Raw genomic sequence first — 20,804 nt, forward strand, 5'->3', positions numbered from 1 at the left:
TATTCCTATCTCGAGAGCATCTGCATGGCGGCGGGTACGTAGCGGAAGCCTTCCCGCTCCCGGGCGACGTTGCCGAGTCCGGGCCACGCAAAGTGATAGGACATCACTGGTATGCGGTCTGTCGCGAGCATATCCAGCACCCGGGTGCGCGAGCGCGCCGAGAGCTTGGGATCGGTGTCGTACTTGAACTCCATCCACGGGCGTTCCATCAGCAGGATATGATGATGGGTGAGATCGCCGAGGAAGCAGAGCCGGTCGTTGTCCGATTGCATGAGGAAGCAGAAGTGGCCCAAGGTGTGGCCTGGAGCGTGCACCGCCTGCACGCCCGGCAGAAACTCCTGACCGTCCACGAAATGCGTTATCCGATCACGGTGTGGAAGAAGGTTCCTCCGGGCATTTTCCACCTGGGCCTTGAAACCGTCATCAAGCTTGCCTCCGTCGGTCCAGTCATCGAAGTCGCTTTCGCTTATGAAGATCTCCGCGTTCGGAAAATTAAGCTTTCCGTCCTGATCGCAAAGGCCGCCGGTGTGGTCGATGTGTGCGTGGGACAACACCACGGCATCGACTTCTAACGGGTCGATCCCTGCCTCCTGCATGCTCTTCAGCAGGCGGCCGGTCGTCGGCCCGAATATCTTCGACGTCCCCATCCCGGTGTCAAACAGGATGGTCTTTCCGTTGATTTTGACCAGGGGGATGTTCTGCTCGAGGGTCACCGACGAACTTGACAGGAAGTTCCTGTCGAGCATTTCCGTCACCGTGGCCGCGTCGACCCCGAGGAAATTCTCCCGCGGGTCGCCCAGTTCCAACGGTCCGTCCGAAAGTACCGCTATTTCGCCGCTTCCGAACTTGAACGGATAGAAATAGGGCAACTTAGTCTGATGCGCTTGGTCATTGAGCACGCCGCTTATCCTCCCAGATTGGCTGCACTATTTGACAGATTGTATGAAAATCTGTCAACACAATATTGGTAATCGTCTACGACGTCAGGAAACGACCGAAAGCACGTGACCCCTCGGCCTGCCGATGTTGAACTGTTCGACCTGCTGCATCAGCCGCTGGGTCTCTTTTGTGAGTTCCTGAGTGGCGGCGTGGGCTTGCTCGGCGATGGCAGCGTTTCGCTGTGTGCTGTCATCGATCTCGCCAACGGCCTGGTTCACTTCAATAAGGGAAGCCGCCTGGTCCCTGGCCGCCGCAGCGATAAGCTCTACCCTTTCGGAAATTCCGGCAACATTCGACGATATGGCAATCAGCACCTTGCCCGCCTCGTTCACCAATCGCGATCCGGAGGCGACTTCCTCGGTCGATCTCGCGATGAGTTCCTTGATTTCCTGGGCGGCGAGAGCCGACCGCTGGGCAAGCTCCCTGACTTCCTGGGCGACGACCGCGAAGCCCTGCCCCGCTTCTCCAGCTCTCGCGGCCTCGACGCCAGCATTGAGTGCCAGGAGATTGGTCTGGAACGCTATTTCGTCGATAACGCCGATGATCTGCGAAATGCGGCCGGAAGCCGCTTCTATACGGCCCATAGCGTCGACCGCGTTCGTGACCACTGAAGCAGACGCATCCGCGGCCTGCTTGGTTTCCTTTACAAGCCGGGCTGCGGCTTGCGCCTGCTCTGTCGACGAACGCACCGTCGCGGTGAGTTGATGAACCGCAGCCGCGGTCTCCTCCAACGACGCGGCTTGACGCTCGCTGCGGCGGGAGAGATCATCGGCGCCACTGCTGAGATTGTCTGCATTTTGCCGAATGAGCACGATGTTGCCGCGAAGTTCCGACATCGTCGCCTGCAAACGCAGCAACGAATTGTTGAAGTCCTTTCGCAACTGTTCCAGCCGCCCGGAGAACGGTTGATCGATCGTGCTCGAAACATCACCGTTGGATAACCTCTCCAGCCCAGCGGCGAGACTGTCGACGGCGTCGCCGATCTGTTTGTCGATCTCAGCTTTCTCCGCCTCGTTGTGCCGACGTTCAGCTTCGGAAGCCGATCGTTGACGATCAGCGTCGTTCTCGATCTCGATTTTCCTCGCGGCATTCTCCCTGAAGACACAGAGTGCCCGGGCCATTTCTCCGAGCTCATCAGCGCGCTCAGAACCGCCAATCTCGATGTCAAGGTCCCCTTCGGACAAACGCCGCATGTCGTCGGTCAACCGGACGACAGGTTTCTTGAAAGTCGCAATCATCCCGAAGCCAGCGAGAAGCGCGACGAGGACGCCTGCAAATGTCGTGATGAGGCCAATGGCATTCGCGTAAGCCGTCTCTTCAATGGCCTTTGCGCGCTGGGCGTCGGCAAACGTCGTGAGGTGGCCCCATATGGTGTTCAACTGGTCTGTCGTTTGCCTATATTGCGCACGCCTGACTTCCGAGATCTCGACGAGCTTCGCACTGTCCTGCGTCATACCCTCTACCGCCGGAGGGACCGTATTCTGGACTGCCTTAAAAAGGTCGAGGTCGGAAGCGGCACTCCAAATGTCCAATATCTCCTTCTTCGTTCTGTCGAAGTTCTGGACGAGCTGCGCGCGGTTTTGTTCGGTAGGGTCGGCTATGAAGCGCGCAAGGTTTATCCTGATGAGATAGCTGGAGTCCGAAAGTCTTCGGCTGCCGTCCAAGGCGCTGCTGATCTTCGCCAAACGTTGGTCGAGACCTGCGAACTCGACGATTGCTTTCTTTGTTTGCTGGTTCGCCACCGCGTTAATCGCGACGGAGATTTCCTTGAACGCGGACATTGCCGTGTCGAGGCCCACGGCGTTGTTCGATGCGGCGCCCTGCGACAGAAGTTGTGTTACGCTTTTCACCGCGCCATCGACCGAGCTTGACAGTTTTGTGTCGTCCGACGGCAAGGAAGCCCTCAGATTTCGGGCGCTCCGACGCAACTCGCCCACTTTGCCGCGCAAATATTTGACTTTCAGCTCGGTCGTTCCGGCGGATTGGTAGCCCGCGGCAAGATCAAGGAAGAAGGTTGCATAGCCTGTCACCCTGTCGGCATCGCGCAACATCGATTTGGCGGCGCCCTCGGACTGCTCGCCGGACTTCCTCAACTCGTCAGCTAGCCTGAGCATTTCATCCTGCGACCAAACCAGCGATTCAGAATGATTGGCGATCGAGGTTATCAGTTGCTCTTCGCTTTCATGGATGCTCCAGAGAGAGCCAAAATTGTCCACCACGTCCCGCATGATCGCGTTTGCCGACAGGAGGCCTTCGCTTTCCGCCGTAGCTCCGGCATTCGTCACTAAAGCCTGCAGATGCGATTGCTGGGCGAGCAGGTCAGCCTTCACGCGATCGCGCCTTTCCTCCGACGCCTCGTCGAGAAACTCTCTCATCGAGGCGGAGACGTCACGGAAACCTGAGAGCACCTGCATCACCTGGCTCGAGGTTTCCAGGCGGCTTTGTAGGAGACCTGCGGCGTAGTGCCCCAAAAACCCCACCGCGCAAATGCTGATTATGAAAGGCAGTACGAAAATGATTACTTTGGTCTGTAGCCGGAAACGGGACAACAGCCTGTCCATTGTGGTCGATCCTTGTCCATAGGCGGTGAAGAAACTTCATCAATCGGGATCCGCCTCCGATGGAAGCATCGAATCATCAATGACGACACGAAAGCTGCGCGACCGAGGATTGTCTGTCAACAGATTGTCTGATAAACATTGCTAAGGTTCAAACTGTCTCACGAACTTGCGGAGGAATAACTCCGTAACAGAACCGGCGCTGCCGCAGCACAACTTTCACTGCTGACATCGATCAAATCGCGATGTCCTTGTTTTCAGTGGAAAGCGGTGACTGCATCTCGGCTATGTGAAGGCTGCGAACATGTCGTCGTCCTCGCGACGGCGGGACGCGACGCCTTGGTGAACAAACGGGCCGTCCTTCTCATGGATGGACGGCTCCATGGCGCCGAGATCACCAGCTTCCCCAATATGCATCTCGAGATGCCGATCTGGGAAAGGTAAGTATTGAGATTGAGGAAGCAGAGAAGATGATTGATACGAAAGCATTGCTCGATAATATGACCTTGGCCGAGCAGGTTTCGCTACTTTCCGGCGATACGTTCTGGTCTTTACCGCCCATCGACCGCTTAGGGATAGGGAGATTGCGCTTGACCGACGGCCCCAACGGCGCCCGCGGGGCGGGGTCTTTTGTCGGAGGTGTGACTGCAGCGGCTTTCCCGGTGGGCATCGCCATCGGAGCGAGTTGGAACCCGGACCTAGCCAAGGAAATCGGCAGTGCCCTAGGTGACGAGGTTCTTTCAAAAGGTGCCCACGTCTCGTTAGCCCCCACCGTTAACATCCAGCGCAGCGTCACAAACGGCCGCAACTTTGAGTGCTTCTCTGAGGATCCGATACTGACGGCGGAACTTGCCGTCGGCTATATCGAAGGTCTGCAGTCCAAGAAAGTCGGTGCCACGATAAAACATTTCGTCGGCAACGAGTCCGAGATTGAACGTACAACCATCTCTTCAGATATCGATGAACGCACTCTGCGCGAAGTCTACCTGATACCCTTTGAGGCGGCGGTGAAGCGGGCAAAGGTCTGGGCCGTGATGTCTTCGTATAACAAACTAAACGGTACTTACACGGCGGAAAGCCATTGGCTGTTGAACGAAGTTCTGCGCGGTGACTGGGGTTTTAACGGCGTGGTGATGTCGGACTGGTTCGGCTCGCGTTCGACCGCACCCACTGTGAATGCCGGGCTGGATCTGGAGATGCCGGGCCCTACCCGCGATCGCGGCTCCAAGCTACTGGCCGCGGTCGAAGCGGGCGAGACAAGTGCCGAGACGATCCGCGCCTGTGTGCACAATATCCTGACGTTGATGGAACGCACCGGTGCAATCAACGATCATCGCGAATTTAAGGAGTACGCCATTAATCGGCCGGAACATAGGGCGCTCATCAGGCGTGCGGGAGCGGAAAGCGCAGTTCTGCTGCAGAATGACGGCATCCTGCCATTGGCTCAGCAAGGTACTGTCGCCATCATCGGCCCCAATGCCAAGATCGCGCAGGTTATGGGAGGTGGCTCGGCACAGTTGAACCCTCACTATGTCGTCAGTCCGTGGCAGGGGCTGGTGGACGCGCTGGGTGAGGAAAACCTGTTCTACGCTCGGGGCTGCAGCAATTATCGGTTTCAGCCGCTGATCGAAAACCCGACAACCTTCGAATTTTTCCAAGGAAGGGAACTTGCTGGAGAGCCGGTGAAGGTTGTCGAGGAACCATCGAGCCTTGGTGTTTGGTTGCCCCCCGTGGCCGAGGGCACGGTCGATCCGCATCGCTTTTCGGCCCGGATGCGCACCACTTTCAGGGCGTCAGAAGCGGGCGTCTATCGCGTCGGGCTGACCTCGGCTGGGCTTGGCCGGGTCTATGTGGACGGCAAGCTTGTGGTGGACGCCTGGGCTTCCTGGACACGCGGTACCACATTCTTTGAAGAAGGCTGCGAAGAGGTCGTGGGTGACGTCACGCTCGAAGCCGGCCGTACATACGAGGTCGTTGCCGAGTACGCCCGGCACGATCACGTCAACCTCTATATCGCCGCAATTCGGGTAGGAATAGGCAGGTTCTCGGCCGAAGCGGAGATTGCCGAGGCAGCAGCCGTCGCCGCAAAGGCTGATCATGCGGTAGTCTTCGTGGGCAGAACGGGCGACTGGGATACCGAGGGCTCCGATCTCCGCGGCATTGCACTTCCTGGTCTGCAGAACCAGCTTGTTGAGGCGGTAATTGCGGCCAATCCGAACACGATTGTCGTACTACAAACCGGTGGACCGGTGGAAATGCCCTGGCTTTCCGGTGCTCGTGCAGTACTGCAATGCTGGTATCCCGGCCAGGAGGCTGGCAACGCGATCGCCGATGTGCTCCTCGGCAAGGCCGAGCCCTCCGGCCGACTGGCACAGACCTTCCCCGTGCGCTGGGCTGACAATCCCACACATACCGAGGATGACGCGGTCTATCCAGGCAAGGATGGCCATGTGCGATATGACGAAGGTGTGTTCGTTGGATATCGGCACTACGATCGCCTCCGCATTAAGCCGCTGTTCCCGTTCGGTCATGGTCTCGGTTATTCAAGGTTTGCGATGTCGGACCTGACGGTAGAGCTACCGGATGCTGCTGGCGCGGTGACAGTAACACTGGGATTAACCAACATTGGCGAGCGTCCGGGTTCGGCAGTGGTGCAAATCTATGTCGGGGATGTTGAAGCATCTGTACCCAGACCGGTAAAAGAACTGAAAGCCTTCTCGAAAATCGCCCTGGAACCTGGTGAGAAACGAAAAATAAGTTTCGTTCTCGACGCCCGAACATTTGCCTTCTTCGACACGACCGAGCGGCGCTGGCAGGTAGAGACGGGGGAATTTGCAGTTATGGCTGGGTTCTCGGCTACTGACGTCCGTTTGAGTGGGGCTGTCACGCAAAAGGGCGCTGTCTTGGCGCTCTGATTGTGCAGAGAATAAATGATTGCGTTGGTGGTTGAGTCACTGAGCGCAGTGGCGGTGAAGCTCGGTGAGTGAGTGAAAGAATGGCTCAAGACGGGCGATATTGTCATCGACAGGAAGGATACGACCTTCATAGGCGGCGAAGATGGAGTCGGAAGTGTTGGCGGACACGTTCGCGACAGCGTCGGTCCTACGCTTTTTTTGATGCCTTTCGCAGTCTCTCGAACTGAACTCACGCTTGTCGCGAGATCGGAATCGTAAAACGTATCGAGTCGAGCTGCCACATTCTCGTGCAGTTCGGCTCGACCGATCTCCTTCAGGACATTTGTATCGAGCAGAAATTTCAGCTTAGTCATCCCGCGCGCTAAGATCGGGAGCACCGATCGACCCGAGCGATATCGTATCCACCGGTGCGAAGATTGTGGGCAGCAAAGTGCGATCTCGATGGCCCAACTCTGATCACTCCTGGCAATGCGAAATCTTGTTTTCGGACGCAGAGCCACGGACAGACGCCGTCGCTCTGTGCGGAAACTTGAGCTTGCAGCCCTTTCCAGGTATTTGTCGGTCGAGAGCGCAAAATTACAGGCACGGGATGCGGCGATGCTGAAAACCGACACCCGCCAAGCAAATTGGCGCCGTGCTAATCCAGCGAAATATAATGCTCATCTTGCCGTGCAGCGAGCCGTGAAGGCAGGCGAGCTGGAAAAGCAAGCATGTGAGGTCTGCGGGATTGAAATGGTCGACGCCCATCATGATCAATACGACGACCCTTTGAAGGTGCGCTGGCTATGCCGACGGCATCACACAAGGCTTCACCACTACGGCGAGGATATGTTTCCGATCAGGAATGGCCTTTAGGTGCGGTCCGCCGATCGCTCATGATTTCAGTTGCCGTTCCCGCGCGACTTCCTGTCCAATAATGCGATGGAAGCGCAGGCCCTCTGCTTGTCGCCTGCAACTACGCCATGGGATGTTTCGTTCGACCGCCTTCCCGATGGAATTGGCGCGAAGGCATTGCCCTCGCGCCATTCTACCACTCAGTCCAACAGGCTCAGATGTAGTGGCTCAGGAAAATACTCGAAACCGTCTCCCGCTATGCCAACGTGCCCGTAGCCCGGCCATGGGAAGTGGTAGGACATAAAGGGAATTCTATTGGAGGCCAACATTTTCAAAATACGCACACGGGATTGAGCCGATAGTTTGGGATCGGTATCGAAGGCAAATTCCATCAAAGGCTTTTCGAACAGAAGCACCGGATGATGAGTGAGATCGCCACCATAGCACATTGTTTTGCCTGCTGATTCTATCATAAAGCAGCTATGGCCGAGTGTGTGTCCAGGAGCGCTAATGGCATGAATACCCGGAAGAAACTCTTGTTCGTCCTTGAAAAAAATTATGCGGTCCCGCACGGGTTTGAGGTTGTGGATCGCGGATTTAACAAGACCGTTGAGCTCGCCGCCAAGCTTTTTCTCGTCGGTCCAGAAATCGTAGTCGGTTTGGCTGATGTACACCTGGGCGTGTGGAAACGTTGGTTTCCCGTCGTCGCCCCAGATTCCGCCGACGTGGTCCCAATGAGCATGCGAACAGACGACAGCATCAATATCTTCCAGCGCAATATTCGCGGCGGCCAGGCAAGACTTGAGACGGCCGGTCGTGGGGCCAAATTGCTTGAGCGATCCCATCCCCGTGTCGAACAAAATCAGCTTGCCACCGATGTTCACGACAGGTGCGTTCTGAGCGAGAACGACCTCATCCGCGGGCAAGAAGCTGTGGGTCAGCATGGATCTTATCTCGGCGGCCGGGATGCCGAGAAAGCTTTGTGTCGGGTCGCCAAGCGGAAGTGGGCCGTCTGATACGACGGTTACCTGGGCGTCCCCAATGGCAAATCGATAAAAGTCTGGAGCTTGTGCGCCGGAAACGGGGCTCGCCTCAGCGTGAGCCGCTACATTGTTCGCACCCAAAACGGCTCCACTCAAAGCAGCTCCTCCTGCCAATAGTAAGTTGCGGCGGTCGATCTCGAAACGTTCATTTCCCATTTTCACTCCTCCCCATTTGTAAAAATGCGTTTGCAGTGCGAGCGCATATGCATCGCGCTTATCTTGCGACGGATTTCGGCTTTGACTGCATCGGAAAGGTATCAAGTGGCAGGTCTAGGACAATTGAATTGCACGTCCATTTCAATGAGCATCGCTCAACAAATGATCTCGCTCGGACCTGCGATTCATCAATCGAATCAATTGGTTTCGGGGTGCCGCGTTGCTTCGGCCATCAGATCCCGTTGGCTTTCAGTGAGTTCGGAAGAACTCTTGGCTCCCTGACTGCGGGACGCGGCTCGCATCCGAATATCGGCAAGATTATCGCGGATTTCCTTGGCTGCCTCATCGTCATGTGAGTGGCTCTGCGTCAGGTCGCCAACGGGTGCTCAGAAAGCGGTCGGAGGAGAGATGTTACCTCTGCTCTCGAAGGACGCACCGCTCCTTGAGGAAGATGCCACGGAAAACCGCGACGACGTCACGATCTTCCGGTGGTCACTATATTTCTTCCCGGACATGTTGCGGAGCCAGCAGCATGCTTCTGAAGCACGTTGCCAGCCCGGCATTCCACCTTATCCGACATGGTTACGACCGTAGAATGACCGACTTCTCTGCCGGCCGCCTGCGGTCACGTCACAGGAAGCCGATCGAGATCCAGGGCACCGCCGCGACGATCGCAAGCCCGAGAAGCAGGGCGATCATGTACCCCCACAGCGGCTTTATGCCTTCCACCGGGTTCACACGGCCGATTGCACAGGCGGCATAATAACCGACGCCGAACGGCGGGAGGAACAGGCCCACTCCCATGGCGAGAATGACCACGATCGAATAGTGCACGTCGTGGATCCCCAATCCCTTGGCGATCGGAAATACCAGGGGTGCGAACAGAACCACCGCGGGAATGCCTTCCAGCACGCTACCGAGCACAATGAACGCGACGATCGACACGATCATAAAGATCGGCGCTCCTCCGGGAAGACCCGCCATCGTCTGAACCAGGCCACGCGAAAAACCCGATTGAGTCAGGCACCAGGCCACAGCCGTTGCCGCCGCTATGATGAAAAGGATGGCTCCGGACAAGACCGCCGTTTCCACCAGCATCGGACCCACCCGCTTCCAGTCGAACCGGCGGTAAATGAGGAGGCCTGCCAGCAGCGAGTAGGCAATGCCGATTGTCGAGACTTCCGTGGCGGTAGCGACGCCTTCGGCAACCGCTGTACGGATGATAAAAGGCAGGGCCAAAGCCGGAAGCGCAATCAGGAATGTGCGGAAGATCTCCCTGGCTGGCGGCTTGCGAAAACCCGACATGTCCTCGTTGCGATAGCGCCACCAGACGACAACGCAAAGCATCAATCCGCAGACGAATGCCGGCAAAAGACCGCCTATGAACAGGGCCGAAATCGATACGCTCGTAACCGATCCGATGGTGATTAATACGAGGCTCGGCGGGATCGTCTCCGTCTGCGCACCCGTAGCCGCAAGCAGGGCCACGAGATCGCCGGGCTTTGATCCTCTCGCCTTCATCTCCGGGAACAGTGCCGGGGCGACAGCAGCCATGTCGGCGGTCTTCGAACCCGATATCCCAGATACCAGGTACATTGCCGCTACGAGGACGTAACACAGGCCGCCTCTGACATGTCCGAGCAAGGACGCCAGGAAGTTCAGCATCGCTTTTGCCATGCCCGTAACCTCCATCAGCATACCCAGCAGCACGAACAGCGGGACCGCCAGCAGGAGAAGATGCGACATTCCCTCATCAAGCCGACCCGCGATCACGCTTATCGGACGGCTCGTACCCAGAGCCACATAACTGATGGCAGCGAGAGCGAACACGAACGCGATTGGTACGCCGCTCAGCACACCTAGTGCAATGAAGACTACGAAGAAAAGCACGAGATTCCAGTTGCCCATCGCCATGATCAACGGTTTCGCCGCAATCGCCAACCCTATCAAGCATGCGGCTACAAGGACCCCGATCAAGAAATCGCTCAGCCTGATGCGCTGAAGGGCATTGGTCATGCCAAGGATAAGCATCAGGCCAAGTCCGATCGGAAGACCAAACGAACGCCATGCGACCGAAACTTCCATCGCGGGAGTGACGACCGGAACTTCATGAAGAGCGTAGGCCGTGGCCTTGGGCAGAAGAAGCACGCAGACCGAAAGGCAAAAGACAAGTGCACCCACCTCCAGTCTTGCCCTTACGACGGGTGGCATCGCGTCCGCGATAACACCCATCCTCATGTGCTGTCCGCGGTGAAAAGCGAGGACCGCGCCCACGATCGAAAGCCAGAGGAACAACATGGAGGCGAGCTCGTCCGACCAGATGAGTGGCTCGCCCCATGCATAGCGGGCGAAGACGCCCGCCGACAGCACGAGTACCTCGACGACAACAAGTGCTGCGCCGATCAATTCAATCAGGCGCACCAGACCCGTTTCAGCTTTCGCCAGGACTGGCCACGTGCAGATCACCGGGCGGCTGACATTTTCAGAAGTAGCCATGTCAACGCCTCAGATCAATTTGCCCGAGGTAGACTCCAGCAACGCCCATGCTTCCTCGCCAAAACGCCCCTTCCAATCGGAGTAGAACGACGAAGCTTGCAGCGTCGCGCGGAACTTGGAAACATCGACGTCGATAAATTCAAGACCCTTGCTCGCCAGCTCTGCCTGGAGTTCGGAATTCAGCTTTTCGACATCGGCGCGTTGCACGAGAGCCGAGCGATTGATCTCGGTGACGACAATGTCACGCAAGTCCTCAGGCAGCATCTCGAAGTTGTCCCGATTGGCGAGAATCCAGAAGCCGTCCCACATATGGTTGGTCCGGGAGAGATACTTTTGAACCTCGTACATCTTGGCAAAGTAAATGCCAGCGAGCGGGTTTTCGAGACCGTCGGCGACGTGGGTCTGGAGTGCGGAATAGGTTTCGCCCCATGGAATCGACGTCGGCGCGGCGCCGAGAGACTTGAAAAGCGATGTCCAGAGCGGCGCAGGAGGGACGCGGATCTTGAAGCCCTTGAGGTCCTCGGGCGACTTGATCGGTTTCCCGATCGAGGTCGTCTGCCGGAAGCCGTTGTCCCACATCTTCTCGAAGGCGATCAGGTTGACCTTCTCAAAAGCCGTCCGGATGCTCCGGCCGAGCTCGCCATCCACCGACTTCCAGACCTGCGCGTAGTCGGGATAGGCAAATCCTACGCCAGTGATGGCCGCCGGCGGGACGAGCGTGGCTGCGATGAGGCCTGTCTGCGCAAGAAGGTCCAAGCCACCCGATCGAAGCTGGCTGAGCATGTCCGCATCCGTGCCGAGCTGGCTCGCGGGAAACACCTGAATGCTGACCCGGCCGTCGGTTTGCTCGCTAATCTTATTGGAAGCCTCGGTCATGCGGGTGTTGAGCGGATGGTCAACGGGCATGATGTTGGCAAATTTAAACGAAAACTCAGGCGAGCTCGCGTGCATGATGCGCGGCGTCGCGAGCGTGGCGGTCATCGCCACGGAACTCATAATAAGCGTCCGTCGATTCATTGTGATCATTGGTTCCTCCTCTAACCGTGTTGATCTATGTCGATGTTTTTGGGAATTTTCTGTGCAGGCGCTCTCCTCGTAAGCGTCCCACAGCACTCGCAGGTCGCCTAACCTTTGAATGATGTCCCTTGAAAGGTGGAAGCTTCCCAGTATGCGGCTGGACTTAAAATAGGCGCTTGCGCCAAACGTCTGCAAATGAATTGCCACGGGGCATTGGTGAACTGGGCTCAGGGAAGTTCGGCGAGATGCGGGAGGATGACAAAGGTTTCCCGGTAGAGGCGTCAGGCAACATGAATCCAGGTCACATGTTCACCGCACAAACTCTTTTGATGCGGGCGAAGCGGCCATGGTAACCGCTTCGTATGCGAGTACGGCACCCGCCTATGGAATGTGCCGGCCTATGACGTGCCAGTATCGCGGAGGAGACCCGGAAGTGCACAAAGCTTTAGAAACAAAGCCGAGCCCGGCACGAGGGCCGGGAAAACCGACAATCGGTTTTATCGGTCTCGGCTCCATGGGATTGCCCATGGCGTCGCATCTCCTGAAAAGCGGCTTCAGGGTCAAGGGGTTTGACATCTCGGAGAATGCTCTAAGAAGCTTCGCTGACAGTGGCGGGACTGCCTATCCAGACGCTACGGAAGCCGCCAGCGAGACCGACGTCTTGATGTTGATGGTGGTCAACATCGACCAGGCGCACCAAGCCCTCTTCGAACGGGGCGCGCTGGCAAATTCAACCAGGGCCAGCGTCGTCGTCCTGATGTCAACATGCCCTCCCGGCGAGGTTGAACAGCTCGCCGAGGCCGTGACTGCTCGCGGTCACCGGTTTCTGGATGCGCCTGTTTCCGGCGGCGTCGCCGGAGCGCGCGGCGCGTCGCTTTCCATCATGGTGGCTGGCGACAGGCAAACCTATGAAATGAGCCGCGATCTTTTCGACGTGCTCGGCTCCAAGATCTATTATCTCGGGGAGCGGCCTGGCCAGGCATCGGTTGCCAAAGCGGTCAACCAGTTGCTGTGCGGCGTACACTTGGTGGCGGCGGCTGAGGCGCTGTCGCTCGCCGAAAGGGCTGGCCTCGACACCTCAACGGTACTCGAGATCGTGTCCGGCTCGGCGGCTGCCAGCTGGATGCTCAACGATCGTGGCCAGCGTATGCTTTTGGAGGACCCTGAGGTAACGAGCGCGGTAGACATCTTTGTGAAAGATCTCGGTATCGTGCTTGCCGCTGGCTCCTCTGCCAGGGCCGCCCTGCCGCTCGCCTCCGTTGCGCATCAGTTCTTCATTGCCGCGTCTGGGCAGGGGTCAGGCTCGGCAGATGACAGTCAGGTCATTCGTGCGTATCGGGGAATGACCGCCGGTCAGAAGGAGGCAAAGAAATGAGTGCCGAGATCAAAAGCAATTACGCGCGACTGTCCAGCATCACCATGCACTACCTGACCGCAGGATCCGGCGAGCCGCTTGTTCTCCTTCACGGGGTGCCGCAGAGTTCGCACGAATGGCGGCACGTGATCCCCTTCCTCGCCGACAAGTACGCGATCATCGCGCCGGACCTGCGGGGCCTCGGCGACACTTCCCGGCCCGTCGATGGCTATGACAAGAAAACCGTTGCCGCAGACGTGTGGGAGCTTCTTTCTGAACATCTGAAGATCGATCGCTTCAATCTTGTGGGACACGACTGGGGCGGCCCGGTGGCGTTTGCCCTGGCCGCGCAGCACCGGGAGGCTGTTAGCAAGCTCGCGATCCTGGACGTTACCATTCCTGGCGATGGAGCGGACATGTCGCAAGGCGGCCGGCGTTGGCACCACCCCTTCTTCAGGACGCCGGATTTGCCCGAAGCGATGTTCGGCGGTCGCGAGCATATCTATCTGGAATGGTTGTTTGACAATTATGGCAGCCGGGCAAACGTGCTATCTCAGGAAGACAAGAATGAGTACTTCCGTACCTACCTGAAACCCGGCGGCTTGCGCACACTTCTCGCCTATTATCGCGGCCTTCCAACCGACGTCCATGACAACGAGTTATTCCTCGAGAGGGATGGCAAGCTCGAAATGCCGGTCCTCGCCCTAGGCGGAGACAGTGGTTTTGGCCGCGGCATCGAGACGATGGAATCAATGCAGCGGGTGGCAAGTGACGTTCGAGGCGGAGTGATCCCGGGCTCCGGTCACTGGGTTGCGGAAGAAGCTCCCGAATTCATAGCGAGCGAACTCCGGAAATTCTTCGGCTAAACCACTGCCTGAAGTCGGTGATGCGCGTCTGATCCACCAGTCGCGCATCATCGACCTTGAGTGTGAATAACTCCCGTCCCGCCGACGTCGATTTCACTAGCAGAAGCCGCGTCGGCAGCCAGGGTCTCTTCGATCCATCGTCTGAACAGAGCGATCTTTGGCGTTCTCGCCCTGGACCGTAAGTACACGAGACTATGGCAATTGATCCTGGGGCCTTCCAGGCCAAAAGGCGCAACGAGCCTTCCGCTTTTAAGATCTTGCCGGACGAGTACGAGGCTTTCCAGGCAAACGCCGAGTCCATCTGCGGCCGCGTTGATAGACATGAAAGATCTATCGAAACGTAGTCCTCTGTCCATGTTGAGCGTAACGCCGTGGTCGTCCGCCCAATCCTGCCAGCGATAGAGGTTCACTTCGGAGTGTATGAGCGGAAATCTGGTGAGATCCTGCGGTGAGCGTAGTCCGTTTGCGCCCTCGACCAACGATGGGGCGCACAGGACCATGATCGGCTCAGGCGGGAAGGGCTCAACGGCGATGCCAACCTCTACGGGCTGGGTTCCATAGCGGATGTCTATATCGACGTTGCCGGTCCTCAGCTCGGCCGGGTCACCAGAAGCGTGCAGTCGAAGATCGATCTCCGGATAGCGGGCGCTAAACCGGGCCAGGCGGGGCATGAGCCACTGCGAAGCGAGACTGACAACCGAATGGATATTCAGAATGTCACTTTTGCCCTTCTTCGTGAAATTGCGCGTGGCGCTCTCGATCCTTCGAAACGAGGCGCTGATCTCTTCGGCGTAAGCCCTACCCGCGTCAGTCAGCATGATTGAACGCCCGGAGCGATGAAATAAAGCAATTCCGAGCTCCGAATCCAGCGCGGCCATTTGATGGCTCACGGCCGAGGGGCTGATGCTCAGTTCCTCGGCGGCTTTTCCAAAAGATCCAAGACGTGCGACAGCTTCCAACACCTGTAGCGATCGCAGCGAAGGAAACTCCAACGCGCTCATCACCCCTCCTCCCGTTTATGCGTGCCTCACCACCTTTCCCACTGGAGACATTCAGTACGCTGGAGGACGCCCTTCCTCTATATTCCATGAGGAAATTTAACGCAAATGATGCAGTTGTTGAGATGGATTCATGCATTGACCGATAGAATTCGCTTGTCCGGATGAAGCGTATTCAACATTTTGCCCATCGGGACGGCCCTTGCTCCGTTCTTCGCGAACGGAGGAATGCATGGCTGAACGGGTGATCTCCGTATCCGGAGCGCCGTACGATGGGCATAGCAGAGAGGCCGCACTGGAGAGTGCGGCTTCCCTCGGGTTCACGCATTTCGAGCCGGCCTTTATCAAAAGGTATACAGAACCCTTTGACGAGACCGCCTTCATACCTTCAGAGATGACCAGTTGGCGCAGCGCGCTTAAGTCTTCAGGGCTCTCATGCCACGCTATGTCGTCGCACATCGACCTCGGTTTCGAAGATTCGGTCGAAGTATTCACGGGCCGCATGGCATTCGCCGCGGCGATTGGAGCCAAGGTTATTGCGACCAACGCCGCCGCCCGACAAAGAGAGGCAACATTCCGTCGCAACGTCGAGATCATACTGAGAAGAGCAGAAGCCTTTAATATCGTCGTTGGCCTGGAAAACCCAGGAGACGGCAGCGATAGCCTGATCAACACCGCGCGGGACGGTATTTCTCTTGTTGAGGAATTCGGATCGCCCTTTCTAAAGCTAAATTACGACGCCGCAAACACGGCGTCACATCGACCGGACATGGACGATCTCGCAGGTGATGGAATCCTGGCGCTGCCGGAATCGGCGCACGCCCATATCAAGGATGTCCGTGAAACCGACGAAGGTTGGTTTTTCTGCGATATCGGCGACGGCAAGGTCGGGTGCGAGCGCCTCCTGGCTGCAATCGCAAAGCTCGACAGCCTCCCGGTCAGTATTGAACTTCCCTTGAGACTGCATCGCAATCGGCAGGCGCAGCCCGTTCGCCGCCAAGATCCCGTGCCGCTGTCAACGATCGAGGACTCGCTGGCTCGGTCGCTCAAGGTCGTCCGGCGAGCGCTCAACGACAATCAATGACCGTGTCTGGAGGAGGACGCAGTGCAACGTTTTGTAAACAACCGCGATGAGGTCGTGGAAGATACCATCAAGGGCTTTGTGAAGGCACACCGAGACATCGTGCGCCTCGCCGAAAACCAACGCGTGGTGACGGCGATTGACCGGCCCGCGCAAGGAAAAGTGGGTGTCGTAACTGGAGGTGGCTCCGGACACGAGCCTGCCTTCATTGGCTATATAGGCCGCAACATGCTCGACGCGGTCGCGGTCGGCGAGCTGTTTTCGTCGCCAACGGCCAAGAGCTTTCAGGATGCCATACGCGAAGCGAATGGTGGAAAAGGGGTCGTTGTCCTCTACGGAAATTATGCCGGAGACAACATGAACGTGAAGATGGCGATGAAGCTCGCCGCAAAGGACGGCATCGAGGTTGCCACGGTCGTTGCAACCGACGACGTATGCTCCGCCCCCGCGGAGGAGCAGGCGAAGCGCCGAGGCGTTGCCGGAGAGATCTTCATGTGGAAGGTCGGCGGAGCGAAAGCGTCGATGGGCGCCAGCCTATCCGAGGTTCGTGACGCAGCGCAGAAGGCCATCGACAATTGCCGCTCGGTCGGTGTCGGATTGGGGCCGTGCACTCTTCCAGCGGTCGGACATCCGAACTTCCAGATCGAGCCTGGCACCATTGAAGTCGGTATCGGCCATCACGGCGAGCCGGGCGTGCGAGTAGAAGCGCTCAAGAGCGCATCAGAGGTCGCCAAGGATATGTGCCAGATCGTGCTGGATGACCATGATCTCGGCTCGGGGACAGAAGTGGCCGTACTGGTATCTGGCCTTGGCGCGACACCGCTGAACGAACTTTACATTCTCTTCGACACAGTCGAGGAGGAAATCTCCGGCCGCGGCCTCAGGATCCACAAAGCGTATGTTGGTAACTACTTCACGTCTCTTGAGATGGTTGGAGCGACTTTGACGGTCATGGCGCTCGATGAAGAGCTAAAGTCGCTACTGGAGGTCGAGGTTCGCTGCGCGGCGACACTTTAAGGAGGGAACAATGCAAAAAATGAATAACGCGGCAGCCGGAGAAATCGTAGTCTCCATGGCAAGAGCGATCATCGATAACCGCGCCTACCTCAGCGAGATCGACGGCAAGATTGGCGACGGCGATCACGGAATAAATATGGCGAAAGGTTTCGGTTTAGTGGCCGACCGGATACGCGGCAAGGAGCTATCGCTCGCAAAAGCGCTTGAGACCCTCGGAACAGTCCTGATGACCGAGATCGGCGGATCTATGGGTCCGCTTTACGGTGTGATGTTCACCGAGTTTGCCCAGCAGATCGATCAGGTCGACCTGATCGACAACAAGACGTTCAGCCGAATGCTGCATGCTGGCTTGACGGGTATTCAAGAAATTGGTTCGGCCAAAGTCGGCGACAAGACATTGCTTGACACGTTGGTGCCTGCTGTTGAAGCTTTTGACAAAGCGACATCAGAAGGAAAATCCTTTGACGAGGCATTGGAACTCCTCGTTGCGGCAGCCGAAAGTGGCCGCGATTCGACGGTGAACTTGATCGCGCGGATCGGCCGAGCCAGCAGGCTGGGCGAACGATCGCTCGGCGTGCTGGATGCTGGTGCGACGTCTTGCGCGCTGATCCTCAAGGAGTTGTCTGAGGGAACCCGTGATAGGCTTCAATAGTGTCATCGCTTCTTGAGCGTGATCATAGTGAGAACCGAAGTGATGCCGAGCTTAAAGGGAAGCCAATCCAGAGTGCCGCTCGGTTATTGATGTGAAACGCGCCGCGATAGAAATCCGGCAACACTCCTCCGTGTGCCGCCCGAGGGTGGACACCCGCTTTCGCGGCCATCCGGGAATCCAATTTAGCGGACAGATTGGGTCGGCGGCGAACTATGCATTCGGTCTCCGGGCACCATCGCTCTCGCTTGCAGGGTCGGGTTCCGCAAACCGCGAAAGGCACGACTCATCGGAACTTAGGCGGTGCCACGACTGAAGCTGACGCGACATTCGGTCACGCGGCGACGCAGAGTCCTTCGCTCAGCCAACACCTGACCCACTAAATCGAAGACACGAGTAAGCGGCCTGCGGGGAGCGACGACCTGGCACGAAGCTCGAAAATCGTGCGTCAAACGGTGGCCCAAACGGAAGCAAGCCAATCCCGCTCTTACCGATGGCGTCCTGGCCCGGTTCCGGATCTTCCACGATCAACCCATAAAGGGTCCGCTAGCAAGCTGCGGCCGCTCCCGCTTCGCGTCGCGCGGTGATCGCGCCCGCGCCCCGTGCCTCTTGAGGAGCCATCGAGCGGGAATTGGCCCGCTCCCGAAGGAGGCCTCTCAAATGTCGCACGATCTCTCTCTCGCCCAGTCACACGCCTTCCAGCTCTCCCGTGACCTCATGGTCCCGGTCACCCTCTTCGAGGTTGACGGCGAATATGGCGTCCTGCCTTCCGACGAGATCGATGCCGACGACGATCTGGCGATCGTGCATGAGTACATGCCATGGCCGGCTCATTGAGCCGGCGCCGCCTGGCTGCCCCTTGCGAGCGGCAAGCCGCAAGGGAAGCTTCGCCGCTGCCAATGTCAGCTTGCATGATCCGACAATTGCGCGCCCGCGCCCTTGCAGTCTTTGCTCTGCGGGGCCTGCCGGAAGGTGTCCGTGAACCGACGGGCAAGGAAGGGCTATGGAGGCCGATCGCCGGGCGATCGGAAGGAAAAATGAAGAGAAGAGAAATAGAAGCGTTGCGCGAGCAGGTCAGATGTGCGGCGGTGCTTGAGCATGCCGGGTTTGCAATAGACGCGAAGGAAAGCACACGGCGGGCAGTCAAATTCCGCCGCGGCGGTGAGATCATCATCGTCATCTATGAAGGGCGTGGTTGGTTCGATCCTCTTTCCGAGGCGAAGGGCGATGTGTTCCGGCTCGTAGAGCATCTCGATCGGGTCGGTTTTCTCGAAGGCGCAGAACGGGTCGCGGCTCTGGTCGGTTTTCAGATCACGGAGCCGGAATGGCGGGCGGCGAAACATGGCGAGAGATCTGACCTCTCTCTTCCCGATCGTTGGCAGTCCCGCCGGCATCCCTGGCCGCGTTCCGCGTCATGGCGATACCTCAATCGCGAGCGCCGCCTGCCAGCGAACGTGCTGCGAACGGCGATCAAAAGCGATCTCTTGCGCGAAGGTCCGCAAGGCAGCATGTGGGCGCTGCACCGGGACCAGGCCGGGGTTTTGACCGGCTGGGAAGCGCGGGGTCCGCTATACCGGGGTTTTGCATCCGGGGGAACCAAGGTTCTTTTCCGCTTTGGTTCGGACAGCGCTTCGCGCCTGGCCGTCACGGAAGCCGCGATCGATGCCATGACCCTCGCAGCGATCGAAGGTTTGCGAGAGGGCACGCTTTATCTCAGCACTGGCGGTGGATGGTCGCCGACCACCGAGGCAGCCTTGGAGGAGTTGGCTACGAAGCCTGGCGTCCAGTTGGTTGCGGCGACGGACGCCAATCCGCAGGGCGACATGTTTGCCGAACGGCTGCGGACGCTTGCCGATGATGTCGGCTGCGACTGGACGCGACTTCGGCCGCCCGAGGAGGATTGGAACGAGTCCCTGAAGATCATGGAAAGGGAAAAGAGGGAAAGGACGGAAGGAGGAGGCGTGCCGCATGCGCGCGGTCCGCGTCAAGGGAAGCTTCGCCCGGCGGAGCCGGCCCTTGACGCGGACGGTCGCGATGCCGGCGGCAGCCAAGGGGTCATGAAGGACTGAAGAGGAAGGCAAGGTCGAGAGGACAGTGCCACGCTTCGGCCCGAAACCTCCGAAGGAGCTGCAGATGAACCCCTCTCCCGCAATCCAAAAAGTCTTCCAGGGCGTCGCAAGCCGACCGCAGATGTTCCGCATGTTTGACCGTCATCTCCAGCGGCCCAACCGCTGGGAAGACCACGCGATGCCGCTCTATGCGGGCGAATGGTTCGAGATCGACGAAGACGGGCACGACTACATGTTCGAAATCCTGCCGCCGCTTTGGATCCGCGGCTCTATGTTCGCGATGCGCGAGTTCCTGACCGGCTCGGTGACCTCAGTGTTCTTCGCACTCCGGATCGACGAGGCGATCCGCTATTTCCACGGCTATTGCGACCTGTCCGATCCCTCGTCCGTCGAGACCATGCGCCTTGCAATTATCGAGCGCGAGAGCCGGCCGGTCCGGGCCATGACGCGCGAAGAGCGCCTCGAGCATATCTGGAGCAGCACGGCGGACGACTATCGCGGCTATGCGGGCGAGCGCTGGCCGGAGGCCTCACGCGGCAAGCGCACCGTGATGTTATACGGCGGCAAAGACGGCACTGTTCTGAAGCTGCTGGAAGATCTCAGCGACGACGAGATCGCCGCCAAACTGCCGGTACAACTGCGCCACCTCCGCTCGCCGATTGCGGCTTGAGAGTTTCCGTTTGCATCCGTGCGCGAAGCAATCGCGCTCGGCCCACGATCGCGGCGCAGCCCATGCTGGCGGCCTCTCCACCCCTTCGCGTTCCTCGACTGCCCCTTGCGGCAGATCGATGACGCTCGTTCACAAGGACTTT

16 protein-coding genes are annotated in these 20,804 nt (G+C 58.3%); 10 read left to right on the forward strand and 6 right to left on the reverse strand.

Annotated elements, in window-relative coordinates; translation table 11 throughout:
* Positions 1 to 5: 5 nt before the first annotated feature.
* Positions 6 to 899 carry an MBL fold metallo-hydrolase gene (locus tag RGR602_RS20790; RefSeq protein ID WP_040114031.1) on the reverse strand — a complete coding sequence of 298 codons (894 nt, stop codon included), beginning with the start codon at positions 897 to 899 and terminating at the stop codon, positions 6 to 8.
* Between the two features lie 84 nt (positions 900 to 983).
* A complete protein-coding gene (locus RGR602_RS39130) occupies positions 984 to 3,500 on the reverse strand; it encodes a methyl-accepting chemotaxis protein (protein ID WP_040114032.1) in 2,517 nt (838 codons plus the stop codon).
* Between the two features lie 467 nt (positions 3,501 to 3,967).
* Between RGR602_RS39130 and RGR602_RS20800 the strand changes: the two genes are divergently transcribed.
* Positions 3,968 to 6,412, forward strand: coding sequence for a beta-glucosidase (locus tag RGR602_RS20800; protein ID WP_040114033.1), 2,445 nt, complete (start codon positions 3,968 to 3,970; stop codon positions 6,410 to 6,412).
* 597 nt (positions 6,413 to 7,009) lie between these two features.
* Entirely contained in the window at positions 7,010 to 7,267 is a 258-nt protein-coding gene (locus tag RGR602_RS20810) for a hypothetical protein (RefSeq protein ID WP_040114035.1), read from the forward strand.
* Between the two features lie 179 nt (positions 7,268 to 7,446).
* Here RGR602_RS20810 and RGR602_RS20815 read toward each other — a convergent pair whose 3' ends face one another.
* The 3 genes from RGR602_RS20815 to RGR602_RS20830 all read right to left on the reverse strand — a co-directional run bounded on the left by RGR602_RS20815 (position 7,447) and on the right by RGR602_RS20830 (position 11,967).
* Positions 7,447 to 8,445, reverse strand: a complete 999-nt coding sequence (locus RGR602_RS20815; RefSeq protein WP_040114036.1) for an MBL fold metallo-hydrolase — start codon at positions 8,443 to 8,445, stop codon at positions 7,447 to 7,449.
* Between the two features lie 630 nt (positions 8,446 to 9,075).
* Positions 9,076 to 10,941: a TRAP transporter large permease gene (locus RGR602_RS20825; RefSeq protein ID WP_040114038.1), complete on the reverse strand. Its 1,866-nt coding sequence runs from the start codon at positions 10,939 to 10,941 to the stop codon at positions 9,076 to 9,078.
* Positions 10,942 to 10,950: 9 nt separating this feature from the next.
* On the reverse strand, positions 10,951 to 11,967 hold the full coding sequence (locus tag RGR602_RS20830; RefSeq protein ID WP_082046616.1) for a TRAP transporter substrate-binding protein: 1,017 nt from the start codon (positions 11,965 to 11,967) through the stop codon (positions 10,951 to 10,953).
* Positions 11,968 to 12,484: 517 nt separating this feature from the next.
* Between RGR602_RS20830 and RGR602_RS20835 the strand changes: the two genes are divergently transcribed.
* A complete protein-coding gene (locus RGR602_RS20835; RefSeq protein ID WP_267285099.1) occupies positions 12,485 to 13,333 on the forward strand; it encodes an NAD(P)-dependent oxidoreductase in 849 nt (282 codons plus the stop codon).
* Positions 13,330 to 14,178, forward strand: coding sequence for an alpha/beta fold hydrolase (locus tag RGR602_RS20840; RefSeq protein WP_040114040.1), 849 nt, complete (start codon positions 13,330 to 13,332; stop codon positions 14,176 to 14,178). Before RGR602_RS20835 ends, RGR602_RS20840 begins: the two co-directional genes overlap by 4 nt.
* A 47-nt stretch (positions 14,179 to 14,225) precedes the next feature.
* On the opposite strand, the gene RGR602_RS20845 is transcribed toward RGR602_RS20840, so the two are convergent.
* Positions 14,226 to 15,179, reverse strand: coding sequence for a LysR substrate-binding domain-containing protein (locus RGR602_RS20845; RefSeq protein ID WP_040114041.1), 954 nt, complete (start codon positions 15,177 to 15,179; stop codon positions 14,226 to 14,228).
* Between the two features lie 229 nt (positions 15,180 to 15,408).
* Here RGR602_RS20845 and RGR602_RS20850 point away from each other — a divergent pair, with 229 nt between their 5' ends.
* The 6 genes from RGR602_RS20850 to RGR602_RS20875 all read left to right on the forward strand — a co-directional run bounded on the left by RGR602_RS20850 (position 15,409) and on the right by RGR602_RS20875 (position 20,662).
* Positions 15,409 to 16,260: a sugar phosphate isomerase/epimerase family protein gene (locus RGR602_RS20850; protein ID WP_040114042.1), complete on the forward strand. Its 852-nt coding sequence runs from the start codon at positions 15,409 to 15,411 to the stop codon at positions 16,258 to 16,260.
* Positions 16,261 to 16,281: 21 nt separating this feature from the next.
* A complete protein-coding gene (locus tag RGR602_RS20855) occupies positions 16,282 to 17,274 on the forward strand; it encodes a dihydroxyacetone kinase subunit DhaK (protein WP_040114043.1) in 993 nt (330 codons plus the stop codon).
* 10 nt (positions 17,275 to 17,284) lie between these two features.
* Complete coding sequence (dhaL, locus tag RGR602_RS20860; RefSeq protein ID WP_040114044.1) at positions 17,285 to 17,926, forward strand: dihydroxyacetone kinase subunit DhaL; 642 nt, start codon at positions 17,285 to 17,287, stop codon at positions 17,924 to 17,926.
* A gap of 657 nt (positions 17,927 to 18,583) precedes the next feature.
* A complete protein-coding gene (locus RGR602_RS37380; RefSeq protein ID WP_042119556.1) occupies positions 18,584 to 18,760 on the forward strand; it encodes a hypothetical protein in 177 nt (58 codons plus the stop codon).
* Positions 18,761 to 18,960: 200 nt separating this feature from the next.
* Positions 18,961 to 19,992 carry a DUF3991 and toprim domain-containing protein gene (locus RGR602_RS20870; RefSeq protein ID WP_040114081.1) on the forward strand — a complete coding sequence of 344 codons (1,032 nt, stop codon included), beginning with the start codon at positions 18,961 to 18,963 and terminating at the stop codon, positions 19,990 to 19,992.
* A gap of 64 nt (positions 19,993 to 20,056) precedes the next feature.
* Entirely contained in the window at positions 20,057 to 20,662 is a 606-nt protein-coding gene (locus RGR602_RS20875; RefSeq protein ID WP_040114082.1) for a DUF1419 domain-containing protein, read from the forward strand.
* Positions 20,663 to 20,804 lie beyond the last annotated feature (142 nt).

Source organism: Rhizobium gallicum bv. gallicum R602sp (genome assembly GCF_000816845.1).
Taxonomy (GTDB): Bacteria; Pseudomonadota; Alphaproteobacteria; order Rhizobiales; family Rhizobiaceae; genus Rhizobium; species Rhizobium gallicum.

Coding starts and splice junctions, on each gene's coding strand:
- RGR602_RS39130 (WP_040114032.1), bottom strand. CDS start 3,500: ATGGACAGGCTGTTGTCCCGTTTCCGGCTACAGACCAAAGTAATCATT.
- RGR602_RS20800 (WP_040114033.1), top strand. CDS start 3,968: ATGATTGATACGAAAGCATTGCTCGATAATATGACCTTGGCCGAGCAG.
- RGR602_RS20810 (WP_040114035.1), top strand. CDS start 7,010: ATGCTGAAAACCGACACCCGCCAAGCAAATTGGCGCCGTGCTAATCCA.
- RGR602_RS20815 (WP_040114036.1), bottom strand. CDS start 8,445: ATGGGAAATGAACGTTTCGAGATCGACCGCCGCAACTTACTATTGGCA.
- RGR602_RS20825 (WP_040114038.1), bottom strand. CDS start 10,941: ATGGCTACTTCTGAAAATGTCAGCCGCCCGGTGATCTGCACGTGGCCA.
- RGR602_RS20830 (WP_082046616.1), bottom strand. CDS start 11,967: ATGATCACAATGAATCGACGGACGCTTATTATGAGTTCCGTGGCGATG.
- RGR602_RS20835 (WP_267285099.1), top strand. CDS start 12,485: ATGGCGTCGCATCTCCTGAAAAGCGGCTTCAGGGTCAAGGGGTTTGAC.
- RGR602_RS20840 (WP_040114040.1), top strand. CDS start 13,330: ATGAGTGCCGAGATCAAAAGCAATTACGCGCGACTGTCCAGCATCACC.
- RGR602_RS20845 (WP_040114041.1), bottom strand. CDS start 15,179: ATGAGCGCGTTGGAGTTTCCTTCGCTGCGATCGCTACAGGTGTTGGAA.
- RGR602_RS20850 (WP_040114042.1), top strand. CDS start 15,409: ATGGCTGAACGGGTGATCTCCGTATCCGGAGCGCCGTACGATGGGCAT.
- dhaL (WP_040114044.1), top strand. CDS start 17,285: ATGCAAAAAATGAATAACGCGGCAGCCGGAGAAATCGTAGTCTCCATG.
- RGR602_RS37380 (WP_042119556.1), top strand. CDS start 18,584: ATGTCGCACGATCTCTCTCTCGCCCAGTCACACGCCTTCCAGCTCTCC.
- RGR602_RS20870 (WP_040114081.1), top strand. CDS start 18,961: ATGAAGAGAAGAGAAATAGAAGCGTTGCGCGAGCAGGTCAGATGTGCG.
- RGR602_RS20875 (WP_040114082.1), top strand. CDS start 20,057: ATGAACCCCTCTCCCGCAATCCAAAAAGTCTTCCAGGGCGTCGCAAGC.